Annotated in this window: 7 protein-coding genes; 5 read left to right on the forward strand and 2 right to left on the reverse strand. The window is 63.6% G+C overall.

Annotated elements, in window-relative coordinates; all coding sequences use genetic code 11:
• Positions 1-109 precede the first annotated feature (109 nt).
• From CVV72_RS10455 to CVV72_RS10475, 5 genes are all read left to right on the forward strand, one after another.
• Positions 110-2,116, forward strand: coding sequence for a hypothetical protein (locus tag CVV72_RS10455; RefSeq protein ID WP_219152242.1), 2,007 nt, complete (start codon positions 110-112; stop codon positions 2,114-2,116).
• Positions 2,117-2,233: 117 nt separating this feature from the next.
• The gene (locus CVV72_RS10460) at positions 2,234-6,262 is read left to right on the forward strand and encodes a type IV secretory system conjugative DNA transfer family protein (RefSeq protein WP_219152243.1); all 4,029 of its coding nucleotides are present in this window, start codon (positions 2,234-2,236) and stop codon (positions 6,260-6,262) included.
• Between the two features lie 173 nt (positions 6,263-6,435).
• Positions 6,436-11,973 (forward strand): hypothetical protein, encoded by a 5,538-nt coding sequence (locus CVV72_RS10465; RefSeq protein ID WP_219152244.1) that lies wholly within the window; start codon positions 6,436-6,438, stop codon positions 11,971-11,973.
• A 1-nt stretch (position 11,974) separates the two neighbouring features.
• Complete coding sequence (locus CVV72_RS10470) at positions 11,975-13,771, forward strand: hypothetical protein (RefSeq protein WP_219152245.1); 1,797 nt, start codon at positions 11,975-11,977, stop codon at positions 13,769-13,771.
• Positions 13,772-13,804: 33 nt separating this feature from the next.
• A complete protein-coding gene (locus CVV72_RS10475; protein WP_219152246.1) occupies positions 13,805-14,173 on the forward strand; it encodes a hypothetical protein in 369 nt (122 codons plus the stop codon).
• Between the two features lie 282 nt (positions 14,174-14,455).
• On the opposite strand, the gene CVV72_RS10480 is transcribed toward CVV72_RS10475, so the two are convergent.
• Both CVV72_RS10480 and CVV72_RS10485 read right to left on the reverse strand, forming a co-directional pair.
• Positions 14,456-14,971 (reverse strand): hypothetical protein, encoded by a 516-nt coding sequence (locus CVV72_RS10480; protein WP_219152247.1) that lies wholly within the window; start codon positions 14,969-14,971, stop codon positions 14,456-14,458.
• A complete protein-coding gene (locus CVV72_RS10485) occupies positions 14,964-15,353 on the reverse strand; it encodes a hypothetical protein (RefSeq protein ID WP_219152248.1) in 390 nt (129 codons plus the stop codon). The genes CVV72_RS10480 and CVV72_RS10485 overlap by 8 nt, the downstream gene beginning before the upstream one ends.
• Positions 15,354-16,374 lie beyond the last annotated feature (1,021 nt).

Here is a 16,374-nt window from a genome sequence, read left to right on the forward strand (position 1 = left end):
TCGCCGCGACGAGATCCATCCCATTCATCATTCGTTGTATGTGCCAGCTATCAATAGATAGACTACTGATAGATAAGACGAGAGTTCTCGATCGAAGGGGGCAGCTGTGATGGGGATTCGGGGATCTGACGCGGCCTCCCACAGGAAGGACCGGAAGAAGCGGCCGGACGAGCTCCTCTCGTCGGTGGTCCGGGAAACTGCCGTACCGGCGGCGGTCGAGTTGCTGCGCCGGAACAAGCCTTTCGTCTTTCCCAGCGGCACGGCGTGGGTCGTGCTCATCCTCGCCGCTGCGGACATCGGAGGCTTGAGCAAACGCCACGGTCGGAACGAGGCCAAAGGTTCGATCATCGAACTCATCGGCTCGGATCAGATCAAGACTGTCGCAACGGCAGCGATGTTGAGGGACGAGATCTTCGGCATCATCCCCAGCGACGACACACTGGAGCGGATCTCCGAGTACGCACTCCTGACCAGCGCCGCGTACACCTGGGCTGTTGTGTGGCAGGATTCAAGCGACGGCTTGCTGATCGATCTCGCCGAGAGCGCCACCTTCGACCAAGCCAAGGCGGTATGCGCTGGTTCGCTCGAGCTGAAAGACGCAGTGGGCGCCCAGGCGTGGCGCGACCACAGTGGCGTGGCAGACGCCCCTGCCACCACGACCCCGGCACACGACGTCGGCGACGACTCCCACCACGATCCCGCCGATGATCCCGAGACGAGTCCAATCCCCGAGTCGGGGCTCAATGGTGAGGACGCTGAGAACCCCGACGGTCCGATCGAAGTGGAGCCCGACGAGGTAGCTTTCGGGGACACCGCCGGTCTCGCCGAGTTCGACGACGAGGACGGATCCGTCGGCAGCGACGAGGCTGTCACAGAGCACGACATGCATGGTGCGGCCTCGCTGGCCGATCAGGACGAGGCACGTGACACCATCGCCCGACGGTTTCTCTCCGAGGACCTCGACCTGACCGTACGGCTCGATGAGTTCAACACGACGTTCGCGATCGGCGCGCCGGTTGTGCAGATCGACATGCCGCACGGCACCACCGACTGGCTGAGTGACCAGGTGGCTTACCTCAGCCAGCAGGCAAACGCCGATCTCGCCCAACTGCGCGCGGCACACCAGGACGAACTGCGTCTCATGTTCGTCACCTTGACATCGGCGCACGTGGAACAGGTCATCCGGGATGTGGCCACGGACCGCGACGGCTCGCGCTACAAGGTGCTCAAAGACGATATCGACCAGGCTCACCTCGATCGATTGTCGGAGAAGGCCACCAGGGTCCAGGAGGCCAAGAGCCGGATCGTCAACGACTACGAGAAGCAGGCGGCCGCTCGCGGCCAAGAGGCCTCATTACACGCACAGACGCAGTTCATGGCACGCAACCGGGCGAAGATGGAACGAGAGCTCAGCGACGCGGTCAGCGAGGTCGACCGTGACCTGGAGAACGCCTACACCCATGACCTGCAGGAGCTCCTGCGTGTGCGCCGCTCAGACGCCAGCCTGAGAATGCAGATCGGCACCACCCGGATCTTCGAGGCGCTCACAGAGCGCCTCGAAGATTTCCGCGCAGTCGAGGAGAAGCGCCTCGCCCAGTGGCGGACCGACATCCTGCAGGTCGTCGACGACAACCGCAAGGCTGACATCGCGCACGCCGCTGCCCTGACAGAGCATCAGCGCAACGCCGACGAGATCGCACAGGTGCGCCGCGAGCAGGATGCGCTTCTCCAAGCACAGCGAAGCGAGCACGACGAGCGCGTCCGCCTGCTGGAGGGCCAGCAGGAGCGCGATCGCAGGGAGGCAGTGGCCAGCCTGCAGGTCCGCGACGCTGAGTGGCAACACAGCCTCGGACTCGAACGGGAGCGCACGAGGGCTCAGATTGCACGGGTCGCGGACCTGCTGCGCCAGCTGGAAACCGTCGAGAGCTCACAGAAACAACGCTTGGCCGAGCGAGTCACGCAGCTCAAGGACGACCACGCGGCTCACGTCCAGCAGCTGACACAAGCCTCAGCGATTCAGGGACGCACCACACGAATCCTCATCATCGTGATGGTGGCGATCGCGGTGCTGCTCGCGGTGGCGGGGTTCATAGCGGGCGCCGTCCTGGGCGGTTGACCGGAGCGTGACGTGCGTAGCGCCGTCGCCACGGTCGCCTCCTGGCACCTCGCCGAGGAACACGACGAACGACAACTCGACACCGCCCGAGGTGTGGCGAGAAGCGGGGAGTGAGACATGGCTATCAGCGACCGGCGGGCATCACACCCGAAAGCGAGCAACTGGGACAAGGTGTCGCGCCGGCCGTCCAGCGCCACCTTGACGAACAGGGACGTCTACGACGACCAGCAGCTCGACCGCGGCAAACTCCAGACCCGACGTTCCAGGAGACCTGGTCTGATCGCCGCCGCCGTCGCTGCTGTCCTCGCAGCTGCCGCGGTCTGGACAGTGTATTCGGTCGTCGCCTCCGCAGTCCTCTCCGCGGGCGCGACGATCACCGCCGGTTCGCGTGACCACAGCGGCACACCGAAGACCTACTACGTGGAAGAGAAGACGACCGGCGCCAACGGCACGGTGAGGCCGTGCTACCGGCCTCTGACAGAACGCGCTCTCCCCGACACCCGGTCGAAGTGCTATTCCACGCCTGGCGAGGTACCTGTTCCCGCTTGGTGGTCCCAGCAACGGAACAACGACGGCGGGAGCAACCCAGAGATCCCTGAGCGCGGTGCCCTGAGCGTGGGCGAGCAAATGGCCAGCGTCTCCCTGGTCAAGCTTGTCGTCACCCTCGGTTTTGGCTCCCTGGCCCTGATCATCGTCGCGACCTGGTTCTGGCGCCGTGTCGCCGCGGCGAACCTGATGAACACCACGGACGACATCAACCAATATCAAAACGACCAGCATATAGCGCTTCCCCAGGAGATCCAGCGTAAGTACGACTGGTTCCCGGACGCCGGCGCACACTCCGCCGTGCAGGTCAGCTCGATGATCAGTCACATGATGCTCCGGAACAAGGGACTGGGCACGGTGACGGTGTACCGGCGCGCGGAGACCGACATCCTCGATGAGGACGGAAGTGTCCTCTACTACGCCGGTGAGATCATGGAGGACTCCGCGGGAAATCCGATCACCACGTCAGAACCGATCATCGACGAGCGGTTCGGAGACGACCTGTTCGAGACGTCGGGCCTGCCCCGGGACAAGAACCTGCGCGATAAGTACGACACGACGCTGATCCCGTACAACCCCGGCGGGAAGCTCCACGACAAGCTCGGCACCCACGAGACCGTCGCCGATCTCATCAGGGCCGACTGGACCCTGCCGAAGTTTGAAGTCCAGCGACCGGCGGGTGCCTACATCGTGGACACCGCCCCGGTTAACACGATGGTTTTGGCCATCACCCGCGCAGGCAAGGGACAGACCTATATAGAGCCGTTGCTGGATATGTGGAGCAGGGAGATCAAGCCGTCGAACATGGTGGTCAACGATCCCAAAGGCGAACTGCTGGTGAAGAACTACGTCCCCCTGGTCACGCGCGGCTTCGAGCCCGTTCAGTTCAACCTCATCAACGCCATGAAGACCGACATCTACAACGTGCTCGGCCTGGCAGCCGAGGCTGCCCGCGAGGGTGATTCGACCAAGTGCGCACTGTACGTGGAGAACATCGCCGACGTGTTCTTCCCGCTCGACGGCGGCGAGGACCCGGTGTGGCCCAACGCTGCGAACAACGCCTTCAAACGCGCAGCCTACGGCCTCATCGACTTCTACCTGGAAGAAGAACGCGAACTGCGCGAGGTCGCCTCGTTGACCGGCATGGATCTGGAGACACTGGAGCAGCGTCTGGATGACATGTGGGGAAAGGTCTCTCTCTACAATTGTTATCAGCTCTTCGTTCAATTGACGTCGAAGAAACTCAGGAATCCCGCAGCGGAACTGGAGAAGCGAATCAAAGCCGGAGAGTTCGAGGACGACCTGTCACTACTGGAGGCCGAACAGGCAAAGGTCGCGGAGCAGGAGTTCTTGTGGGAAGGCCGCGCTGAGCAGGACATGCTGACACTGTTCTTCAACGCGACCGAGGCACTGCCGACGAACACGATGCGAACGCTGATCGGCAACGCCAACAACGCGCTACGTGCCATGGCAGGTGCCGAGAAGATGCTCGCCTCGGTTTATGGCATCGCGATCACGGCGATGTCATTCTTCACCGATCCCACGATCTCGACCCTGACATCCGGAAAACCGTCACAGAACACCGATCTGGGCGGGTTGAGCTTCCCCCGGCGCTTCGGCGTTCGCTTCGCGCCGAACTACCTCAAACGGGATCATCTCAAGGGCCTGCAGTCGGTGTGGTCGGCATACCAGGACCCGATGTTCTCCGCGTCCCTCGGCGCGGAGTTCGAGCACACCGACATCGTCACGACCGAGGGGTGGACACGCTACTACTTCAAGGGAAAGTTTCCAGCCGACGAAGCATGGATCAAACTCGAACTCGTCAACCCGCAGTCAAAGATGCTAGTGCGCGTATTCTTCTTCCACTTCAAGAAGAACTATCAGGTATCGCTCAACGGCCGGCACTACGTGATCGAGCCTGTCACGGGCAAGAAGGTCATCAAGAACGGCGTTCTACGCGAGGTGCGCCCCGTACGTGACGGCCGGACCGCAGACGAGAAAATCGTGTCGTTCGAGCCCGGGGACACGATGTACCCGCACACGCGGCTGGACTTCTCCGGCGGAGGGAACCCAGAGAAGGTCTCCGGTGAGGCCAGGGCAATCACCCGCACGACCGTACGGTATTCCGAGTCGCCCAAAGCTGTGTTTCTGGTGACCCCACCGCATCTGATGAAGTACGCGAAGCTGATCCTCATCTTGATCAAGCAGCTTGTCGACTTGAACTTCGACAAGAGCTACATGACCAAAAGTAGTCAGAAGCCGCTGTACAAGACACGATTCATGCTCGACGAACTAGGCAATCTGCAGTCGGAAGGGCACGGCATCGCCGGCTTCGCGACGATGCTCTCCATCGGACTGGGACAGGATCAGCAGTTCACGCTCGTTCTCCAGACCCTGCAGCAACTGCGCGATGTCTACGGCGAGAGTGTGGACAAAATCGTCCAGGGAAACACCTCCAACATCGTCTTTCTCAAGTCGACCGACGACTCCATGATCGAGCAGCTGGAAAAGATGAGCGGCCGAACACACCGGTCATACGTGGACTCCAAGCAGATCAGCAAGGACCTGGACAGGATCGTCGGCGGCAAGACCGAAGGGCGTGTCTCGTACACCATGAACACCAAGGATGAGCCGCTCATCTCCTACAACGACTTGGCGTTCCTCCCGCCGCGCAACTCGATCGTCTTTCGCGCCGGTGACGCTCCCGTGTGGAATCGCAACCAGACGATCCTGCCGATGTCATGGCGGCTGTTTCGGAACACGATCACCCACCCAGGACACGAGTACTCCCTGCAGACGATCCCCACGTTGTCGTCCGCCGTCGACTTCGACGTGCGCATGAACCAGCCTGACTTCGTGAAGATGCTGGACAAGCGGATGCGGCAGGCCGTCCGCGCTGCGGATGCCAAGACCCTCTACCAGCAGACCTACGGGTACAAGGACGTCGACATCGAGCGTCTCGATCCTGACGTCTACGCCGACGAGGTCATGGAAGTCATCACGATGATGACTGCGGTCGTCGACGATCGGGCACCGGACACCCCGGTGGTCGTCGATCCCGAGGAGTACGGGGCGACCATGATGTTCAGCGAAGACGACTTCGTCGACAACGTCCTGGTCGCCACGGAGCTCGCTGAACGCGCGGCGGCCAACAGCGTGCGGCAGCGCCGGATCTACGCCGAGGGAACCATCAGCAGGGAAATGCTAGTCAACCCGGACGGATCCGCGAAGATCAAGAGCCTCGACATCCAGTTCAGTGAGGCATACAAGTCTTGTCAGGTCGACCTCGAGCGGGACGAGGAGCACTTCACGGTCGGCCGGGACGGCGAGTTGCTCAGCGCTGATGGCACGAGGACTTACATCAGCCACGTGCGATCCGCTCAATTCCGGGACGCGGTCCACAAGATCAACGGCAAGATCCGGGATCCAGCAGCGCGGATCTACGCCGACGAGGACATCACCGCCGAGGATCTGCAGTCGCTGAGCACCGTGAGGATCCACACGGCCTTCTATCAGTATCTGGCATCCCTTCCGAGCTGGGAGTTGCTGGCCGACGGGGCGTTCGACCGGGCGATGGCGGTGGAGATGAGAGCAAACTAGTCGCCGGCGAACCGCGACACCCGCCAGATTCGGCTGTCGCGGCTCCTTGACGCCGCAGCCGGCCACCAGAATGACGACTTCAGTCATTCAATCACGTATCACTCTCCTATCGATAGACACGATATGCTACGTAGAGGGCTATCGGATCCAAGATTCACAGGAGGCTGGCACAGATGAAGAAGGCACACGGGCTGCGCAGGTACTTCTACGAGTACATCGTATTCAAGGCAGTCGAACAGGCCCGGCACCAGACAGGGCAGATCATCCCGATCTCGCAGGCCAAAGCCATCCGCCACCGCGTCGACGGGCTCCTGCGCGATCAGGGCACGACGATGGCCGATCCCCGCCTGACCGTGACTGACTGCCTCACCGCCATCGACCAGGCCTTCGCGGAGCGCGTACCCGGCTACGCACCCCAGTTCGGCGATCATAGCCCCGGCGATCAACGCTACCAGCGCTTGCAGGAGGAGTTCACACAGATCACCGGTGTCGGGGCCCGCGCGGATCCGACCTCCTCCCGGTTGCCGATCAGCCCCTACGACCCCGCCTGGTCAGAACGCGCCACGGTGAAGCGCGCGGGCACCGGTCTTGTCTACCTCACCGACGAGACGATCGCGCGGGTATCGGACGGCGAGGTGGACACGCTCGCCGACCCGAGGCGAGGGAACATGAAGCTGTGGCGCCTCGACGACGAGGGCGTTCCGCGCGAGGCCGGCCGGGCGATGACCGACGACGACGCGGCAGGGCTCACCGCACTCATGGACAAGATGAGCCGCCAGGAGTACGAGCAGATCCGAGAATGGGTCATCGACGGCGGGCGTGATCCGCAGACCGCCAGGGTCGACCGCAATCGGTTCATGTCTGCACGCGCGGTGCAGCGGTGTGCCGCGCTGCTCGATGAGCTCAAGTCCCAGGGTGTGGCCTACACGGTGGTACGGGATCGCGACCCAGGTCAGATCAAAGCCAAGATCGCCGGCACCGGCATGGAGATCCGGCTCATCGACACCCGGCAGGAGGAGTACGCCGGGGCACGAATCTACGACAACGGCACGGTCCTGCGTTACTCCACCAACTATCGGGTCCCCGGGGGTATGGCGGTCCCGTCCCCGACTGCGGCGGAGGCCGTCAGGTTGCTGCGCTTTGCCCAGGGCCGTCGTGTCGATCGTGACGACAGTCCCGGCGTCGCGGTCGGCGAGATCGGCACAACACACCCCGAGCACGGTCGTGGCCGCACCATTCTTGACGTTCCCGATAGCTACCATCTCGACCGGGAGTCGATGTTCGTCGTCGGCGACTACGTGGTTCCAGGCGAGTCGCGCCCTCGTCCCGGATCGAAGATTCTCCTCCGGCGTGACGCCAAGAACCGCACACTTCCGGCCTTCTTCGTCGACGCCGACGCCGCCGAGGCCTACACGCGCGAGGCCGTGGAAAGCGCGCGGGAGAACCTACGTTCCGCACTCGACGTCGAGACACTCATCGCGCACGCCGAGGCCGAGTGGACACGCACGGGAGGGGTCGCCGAGGATCTGGAGCCACCCCGGTATGCCGCCGATGACGAGATCGCGGCGATTCAGGGTTCGTACTGGGAGGTGCTCACCGGGACCCGCGGCGAGCTGCTCCGCCCGGGCGCGACCGAAGCGATGTATCGGGAACGCCTGGATCAGATCGGCGAACTGCGGGCCGACGAAGTCCCTGACCTGGGGAACCTCGCCTATGCGGGTTCGGCTGCCGACAAGGTCCGCGACCACGCCGACGATGTCGCCTTCGAACTCATCGGGACCTGGGAGCCGCAACCTCACGCCGTCGACGACGAGTGGATCGACCAGCGTTTCGATCCGGCACGCGTGGCGAAGTACATGACCAGCCCGGCCGGCCAGTGGTCGAACCTCGACAATCTCGCAGCCGCCCTGCGCCGCTGCTCCATCGCCCCTGACCAGCTGCTGGGGTCGGGCTTCCAGGCGAGGCGGTTCAAGGACCGGATCGTCACCTTCGACGCGGACGCCGCCATTCCGATCGCCCAGCACGCGTCCTCTTTCCTGCGGCGGATCGGCGAGACGGTGCACGACACTCTGGCCCGCAACGCCACGACACCCAAGGACATCCTCGTCGACCCCCAGGGCATCATCCGCTGGAGCGGCGAGAAACTGCGGCGGGACGGAACAGCGGTCCCCATCACCGGTGAACTCGGCCAGGTATTCGAACCAGGCGAGTACGGCGAGATCATCACCCGATTCGCCAGCGGCGAGAACGCGCTCATCGTTCCGGGCTACGAAGCCAGGATCACCGCACAGACGCCAGGCGAAGCCCCGACATCGGTCGAGGAACGGACGATCCTGCGCGGCTACGAGCAGCTCATGCACGAACGAATCCAGTATCAGCTCGCCGGCGATCTCGTGTCCGGCCGAAGCCAGGTCGGCGAACCCGCCTCACTCAACACGGTCTACTCACAGCTTTACAGCACGAAGCACCCGGTGGATTTCATCGAGCGTGCCACCCCCTCCCAACGCGATGATCTCACCGGCGAGGTCCACACCTCGATCGATGCCTGGACGGCCACGATCCTGCGCACCGAGGGGAGGCGAGTGCGCTACGCGAACGAGATCAAGCAGGGCGCGACGATCTACGCCGAGTACCGAGCCGAGCGAGATCACACTGACCCCGCCAACGACAACTACTTCGACCCCTGGCGTCTTGCCGGTGGCCGCAACATGGCCGTCCTGACCGCGACGGACATGAACCAGGTCCCCGCGCCCGGCGGATACTTCGACCCCGTCATGACCGGTAGTGCGACCAACCAGGGCATCGTCCGGTACCTGACCGAGGACGCCGTGGTGAACGCCGACGGCACGATTCTTCCCGGCGACCCGGCCACGGTGACCGGGAGCCGGGCCCCGCTCATGAGCAGGCCAGAACTCGCGACATTGCGGTACGACCCTTTCGACCGGCAGCAAATGACAGCGTCGACGATCATGCAGTCGTCGGCGGTCACCCCGCCGACAGGTACGGCGCTGATGACCTTCGGCGGGTGGACAGCGGACGATCCAATCGTCATCAGCCGTGAGTTCGCGGAGACGCACCGGATCCGCGGAGCCGGCGGCCAGCTGCGCGACCTCGTCGTCGGCGACAAGCTGTCCGACCTTCATGGCAACAAAGGCGTGGTCTCCCTTGTCGTCGATCGGCACATGAGACCGTCCCACGCCCGCGAGCACGGTATCGAACATGAAGTGGCCTGGTTCGCGGCCAATCCGGATCTCGATGTCGTCATGAGTCCGTTCTCTCTCATCTCCCGACGCAACGCCGGGTCCGCGCGGGAACTCATGAACGGACCGGTGGCAGATTTGTCCTCCCCCAGCGGCGACCACACCACCGGTGCTCTTGGGCAGATGCGGTTCGTCATCACGCACATGGCGGTCGACGACAAGACCAAGGTCTACGACGACGAACAGGTCCGTTCCGGGAAGGGACGGAAAGCGTCCTCCCAGCTGGCCTGGGCCCTGCAATCGCAGCAATGCCCCGAGATCATGCGCGAATTCTACGGACACAACGGCGGGGCGGAGTCGAACCTCCGGGAATTTCTCCTGGTGACAGGCCTGGACATGGAAGCCGATGGGACATTACGCATCGTCGGACAAGCCGACGGCATCGACGAGCGACCCGAACGCCGGCTCATCCCGATGCCGGAGCTGCTGCGCACGCAACCGCGCAAGGAAGGACAGCCCCCGGGACTCAACACCACGGCGATGCGGAGGTCGTTCGGCAACCTCATCGGCGACCGGGGAGGAGACCTGGAGATCCCGTTCGCCCTGGTCTACCCCACAGGTGAGCAGACCGAAACGCTCAGCGCGACGTCGTGGAAACTACCTGTCCTGTCATCACATTTGCGCAGTGGCCAGGAGTTCGACGACGGGACCTCGGTCACGCATGACTACACACGTAGCTATCAGGATGTCTTCGTCGAGGCATGCCGATATCGATACATGGCCGAATACCTAGACGGTGCGGGTTTGCCGCCGCAGAAGCGTGCGGAGGTCCGCCAGAGCATGAGCGAGTCGGTGTCGCGCGCCCAGCGTGCGTTCGAGGCCATCACGACCGACGTTCGGAGCCGCATGCTCACCGGGAAGAACAACATCTTCAAGACCGGACTGATGTCCTCCCGGCTCTCGGACTCGGCGACCATGGTGTGGACAGCGGATCCGCGGCTCGACATCGATCAGATCGCTCTCAGCTCGGTCAAGGCTCACCAACTGGGCCTGACCGAAGGCGACCACGCGTTGGTCTGGCGCGACCCCGTTCTGCGCGACGCGGGCGTCCGCTACATGCGAATCGCGATCGACGACCGTCTCACCGGAGCCGCGATCAACCCGGTGATGGATCAGTGCTTCGACGGCGACTTCGACGGCGACGCAGTCGCCGTCGTCAGACTGCACGGCGAGACGGCCATGGCCGAAGCGCGCCAGAAGCTCACGGTGCCGGCGAATCTCCTGGACTGCGGCGTGACGGGCCCGGACGGCGCCCACCCTCTGGCCATGCAGGTGTCACTCGACACCCAGGTCGCACTATCGAAGAACCCGGAGCTGGCCGACGACCTGGACAGCGCACGCAACGAAGCCAACAGGATCAGAACCCATGCGATGACCGGGACCGAGACACCGGCAGAGGTACGGCTCGCTCAGCAGGTCGTCACTGAAGAGTTGAGCGACCTGTATCGGAACGCACAGCGCAACGAGTTCGGCACCGCGTTGAGGTTCTCTTCCCGTGAAGAGCATCTGCTCAGCGTGCGCCAGGTCTGTGTCGACACAGGCGCGAAAGGCAACGAGAAGAAGCTCCAGGACTACGCCCGCAACCTCGGCGACGAACAAGGCACACCCGGCATCACTCAAGCCGACCAGGAGGCCTCGATGTTCGCCACGGCGATCAAGGCCCACGGCACCGGCCTCGGTGGCTCGTTCAGCCAACGGGCGGTGCGCGCCCTACGCAACGAGGATCTCAAGGCCGTCCTCGAGGTCACCTACCCCGTGACCCAGTCAATCCTCCAGGCCAAACACGACGCCGCGGAAGCCCGGCACAAATACGCCATGCTCCAAGGCCCGGGGCGGGACCTGTGGCGCGGTCGGAAACTCGAGCACATCGGCCCGAACCAGTGGCAGCCCGCGGTCGTCGACGGCGAACCCGTGCAGGCCACTGTCGCCGAGTGGGAAACACAGTTCAGGACCTTCTACGAGTCCAACGAGGGATTCGGGGTCACGGTCAACCCGCTCTACGTCTCCCGGGTAGCCCGCGCCTTGCAGGACCCGGCTACTGGGCTCATCCGCAACCTCGAGAACGATCCCGCGCTGGCGGGCACCGTCATGGACCGCATGGCCTACGGCGGAACTTTCGACGACCTTCTCCAGGCCGCCGCGAACCGCGAGAACCTCTACGCCGGCGACAGAAACGAGCAGTTCGCGCCAACCGCGACACGCAAGGTCCGGGCCGACCTGGACCACGCGGTCAGCATCATTGACCAGCGTGGCCTCGAGTCACCCACAGCGGACATCACGCTGGACGCCTCGGTCGTCAAGCCCGACGTCCTCGGGGGCGAGGCCGGCACACGAGCGACGGTCCGGCGCTCACCTCACGCGATCAGTGTCAATACCACCCGCCCGCGCCGCATGCCGCAGGCCGTACCCAGTGAGCAACTACCTGGCGACGAACTCTCGATGGAGGTCTGACATGGCCGAGAACAAGGATCTCGTGATCGCTCCGGCGCACCGTCGGCGGGTGACGAAGAACCTCCCCTCAGCGGAAGCAGCGGGTTCAGGCCGGCAACCACCACGGCCAGGCCGAGGGCAGCAGAACGCCTACACCGGATGGCGGCCCGGTGATGAGTACGACGTGGCGGATGCCGAGATCGTCGACGAGACAGAGCCATCAGCGGCGCCGAACTCAACCCGGGAGCGCCTTCGGCAACGGGCGCGCGAATTCTTCCGGGCGGCAGCGCAGGAGCGCACCGCGGCAGCCACGCCATCCCGCGATTCCGCCGTGGAGGGGCTCGATGCCCCCGACGCCTCGAACAGTGGCGAACCGCTGCGCGAACTATGGGCGGCGACTCGTGCCGCAGGCGAGAAGTATATGAGTTCACTGCGGGACTCGAAGCTACTGGTACCGGGATTCAACGACGAGGAACGCGACCGGGAAATCGACGCCATGCACGAGGTCTACACCCAGATGATGATGCAGGCATGCCTCAAACCGCTGCAACACGGTGTCAGTCCCAGTGCCATCATCCAAGCCGTCGGGATGATGACCGCGATGCGTATGCTGTCACCCGACTTCGCAACCGAGATGGACATGTACCTCCAGCCCTTGCGCGACAGGATCCGAGACCATCTCGACGCGCGGGCCGCGTCGGTACGCGCGTCCGCGGAACTGCAGGCCGAGAAGTACAACGAACTGGTGGACGCGGGCACCGAGGCGGCACTTCGGAAAAGGCCAGCACTCGCCGATGATCCGGCCTTCATCTCGGGCCGCGAAGCGAAGAAGACCGACCGCGACGCCTACCTATCGGCGAAATGGCGACGTCGGCTCCAGGACCTGGAGCACCGGGAGCGCGGCAACCGTGAGCTGTTCACAGCCGAAACGGCCGCGATGACCGAAGTCTCCCTCATGGAGAACGCCTTCTGGAAGATGCGGGAGCCGCACCGCGACAGCGAGCAGATCTACGCAAGCTACCGGGCACTGCGCCAGCGCCTGCGAACTCAGATGTCCGACGACGGTCTGGACCGTCAGGAGGTCGTCACCCGGGCCCGGATGATCATCGGCCAACGCCTGGAGACCGAACCCGAGCTGCGGTTAATGTTCAACGGAATCGCCCACGGCCGGATCACCAAGGCACCCTCGCATCGCGAGCGGATCGCAGGCACTGACCGGTATCACGAAACGTGGACAGGAGAGTTCGACGATCAGCTCGGACGCCGGATTCCCGACGACGCCATGTTCACCCTGCGGCGCCCCATGGATGCCGACACCCACCAGGTTCAGCTCGCGGACACGATGGCGGTTTCCATGCTCGACGGGCTGCGGCGAGATGATCAAGAAGCGTACTGCGGTAGCGTCATGGGCTATCTGGTCGGGTTCGCCGCGCGGAAGTCCGGCCAGGACATCCACGGCCTACCAGACTTCCTCCGCCACCGGCTCGACCAATCGATGTCCATGCTCGCGAGCATGGACATCGACGGATTGCCCCCGGACGCACAACAAGAGGTCTACTCCAACGCCTTCACCGACGCGATGGAGACCGTCGCCGCGAGCCATCCAGGTGTCGGCAGGGTCCTGCGAGTCAACTTCGGCGCAAACTGGCAGGCGACACTGCAAGCCGCGGTCGACGATCCACCCGGCTTCATCCACGGGATGTGCACACGCCCCAGGGTCTACCACGCGGGACCCGAACAACCCGCAGAGCACAGTACCCGATTTGACTGGGGATGGTCGGACAGACAAGCCGACACCGACCAACAGCAGCCCACGTAAAACATCCGGCGACAGAACGAGAGATGGCGAACAATGACCAACGACCAGCTGGCCGACCAGCAGCACTCTTCCTATGGATCGAGTTTCGCCCGGATGTTCGGCTACGTCACGCCCGAGGACCGCAACCGCTGGGAACAGCAGCGCGAGCAGAACAGGCCCCGCGTGAACGCGGCCAAACTAGCCATGAAGGCGTCGGTCGCATCGACGCTGGAGTTCGGCGAGAGGACCGTCCATGCCAGGCTCGACGCCGCGCACCGTGTAGCGGCACAGCGGGAGTTCGACACCGCACACAACAAGGCCGTGCGTAAACGACGCGATCCAGGCAGCCAATCGATCATCGAGACAGTGGACTACGAACCAAAGGACCAACGATCAACACTTGACCCGGACCTGGAACTGTAGCCGAACGACGTCCTGTCTGTGAGACGAGCTCACACACTTCGGCAAAAAAAGGTACTCCCAGTGATGCGAGAGCATCACTGGGAGTACCGGCGTATAGGGGAAGGTAGCGAGTCACTGTCGATGATCCTGGTTCAGGACGCCGAATACCAACCACTGGCGAGTGTCGCCTCCAGATGCTCCAGCTCTGTCGCGCTAGGACGGTCAGCTGAACGCGCGTCCGTGCAAACTCTGCTACACGGCGGGCATCCGACATCCGGCCGGAAAGGACTTGACGACCTTCGCTCACGGCCCAGCGAGCCAGATCGTGGGTTCATCGGCAGGCTCCACGCCGCCAGCCATCAATCCACGCTGCGCCGGTGAACGGCCCGCTACGGGTTCGTCCAGGGCCGACAGCTCCGCAAGGGTGTATCCGACAGGCCGGCCAAGACGCTGCCCGGCAAGGTGGTAGACGCGCCCGTTCGCCCGCTCCCCCACGGCGATGATCTCGCGGCGGAAGATTCCATCGGGTTCTCTTGGGGGGACATCACGCCAGACGATACGGTGTGACGGCTTCGCGGTCGGGTCTGCGTGGATGTAGGAGGTTCGACAGTCAGACAGGTCCGGGTAGCTGCTGAGGTACTCGAGGCTCTTCGTTCCCGGATCCCCGTTTCTGAGGCCCACCAGAGTGTTGATGGTCGCCCGCAGGAGATTCCTGGCCCGCACGTCATGGGGATTCCGTCGTACACGATCGTTGAGCACGGTCAGATCCTGCTGCACGCCCGGCGACACCTCGAAGTCGAGATCCCGACGGTCACTCATCATCCAGCTGCCTCAACATCATGCTCCGGGCTGGCTCGTCGAGGCCCTCGGCAAGCTGTTCCAGTGTCATACCGTTCGCCGAGGCGGCAGTGTCGCGAACCAGATCAGATTCCTGAACACGGCGTGTGACCTCGCCTTGGAACTCGGTTTCCTTGCCGACGTAGGCTGCATGGTCGCTCCTCATGAGACGCACGAACGCCTCGAACGGAATGACAGCCGCCTCGGGCACGTTGTCATCCCCGAAGATCAAGGGCTTGATCTCGCCGCTCCGGTAGCGCTGCAGCAAGCCGCCGAGGTACTCGCCGGAGATGCGGCTCGTCGGAACGACATTGACGGTGAACCTGGGAAGGGAGCCGCCCGGCACCCTATCGTTATGAGTCATATCGCAAGTCTATTCGCTGTCGATTGGAATGTCATGGTCTGTTCAGAGACGAAGCGCGCCATTGACGACGATTCCGTTGCCGCGTTGCCAGCACTGCGTAGATTCTGACGCATCGTTCTCGCAGTTCCGCCACCAGCGCGGACAGAATTCCAGGCGGCTTCCACTGGCGAGAGCGCCAGTGGCATGGTGCTGACGGTCCGTCCATCCAGGTGCGGGACGCGCTTCGTGGATACGTGCCTCAGCGCGGCACCCGCGCTACCGAGCGATCTGTCTCTAAGCCACTACCAGTAGCGTTGGCCCTGGCGAGCACCGGTTGCACCGGTAGGTCAGCGTCACGCTGGCATGCAGGGGCGGTAGTCGGCGTGCATGGTCACATCCCCACGCAACGCCGTACTCGCCGACGAGCATCGGGCCTCCGTTACCGCACCAGGGGCAGTTACCGTGGCCCGCGGGATTAAGGATCGCTCCGATATCGTTGCGGGACATACGGAGATGTTCAAGGGTTCTCGTGGAACTGACAGGCACGGGAGCCTTCTTCCTGTTGCTACGGCACACCCTCACCGCCGTCACGGCCGTGCCGCAATACGGCGAGAGGCTGCCCTGTTCCGGTTTCGAATCGCGATGTCGCCGGATTCCGCATGCCACTGACGACATACGGGGCCAGGTAACAGCACTGTCACTTACACTGTGCAAGACTTTCTCGTCGTGAAGTCGCGGTCGTTACAGCCCAACCTCACGCTGGCGATAAAACCTAGCCGTCAGGTCGACGCAATAGCATGCGAATACAAAAGTCTCGTCGCGGGTCGTCAGGTGCCAGTCCCAGCATGCGCCCGGTCCGAAAATGTCACGTTGCTCGGATTGCCGCAGCCACTCGCGTGCATCTGACTCTGACGTGTGCTCCAGGCTTCGAGACCCGAAGGTGCCGAGACGCCGTCGCCGCGAAGCACACGTGGCCTGTGATCGACGGTATGGCGCCGAAACTTGGCATAGACCTCGACATGGGGGTTGGTCGGCTTCATCA

Origin of the sequence: Amycolatopsis sp. TNS106 (genome assembly GCF_019330265.1) — a bacterium.
Taxonomy (GTDB): Bacteria; Actinomycetota; Actinomycetes; order Mycobacteriales; family Pseudonocardiaceae; genus Amycolatopsis; species Amycolatopsis lurida.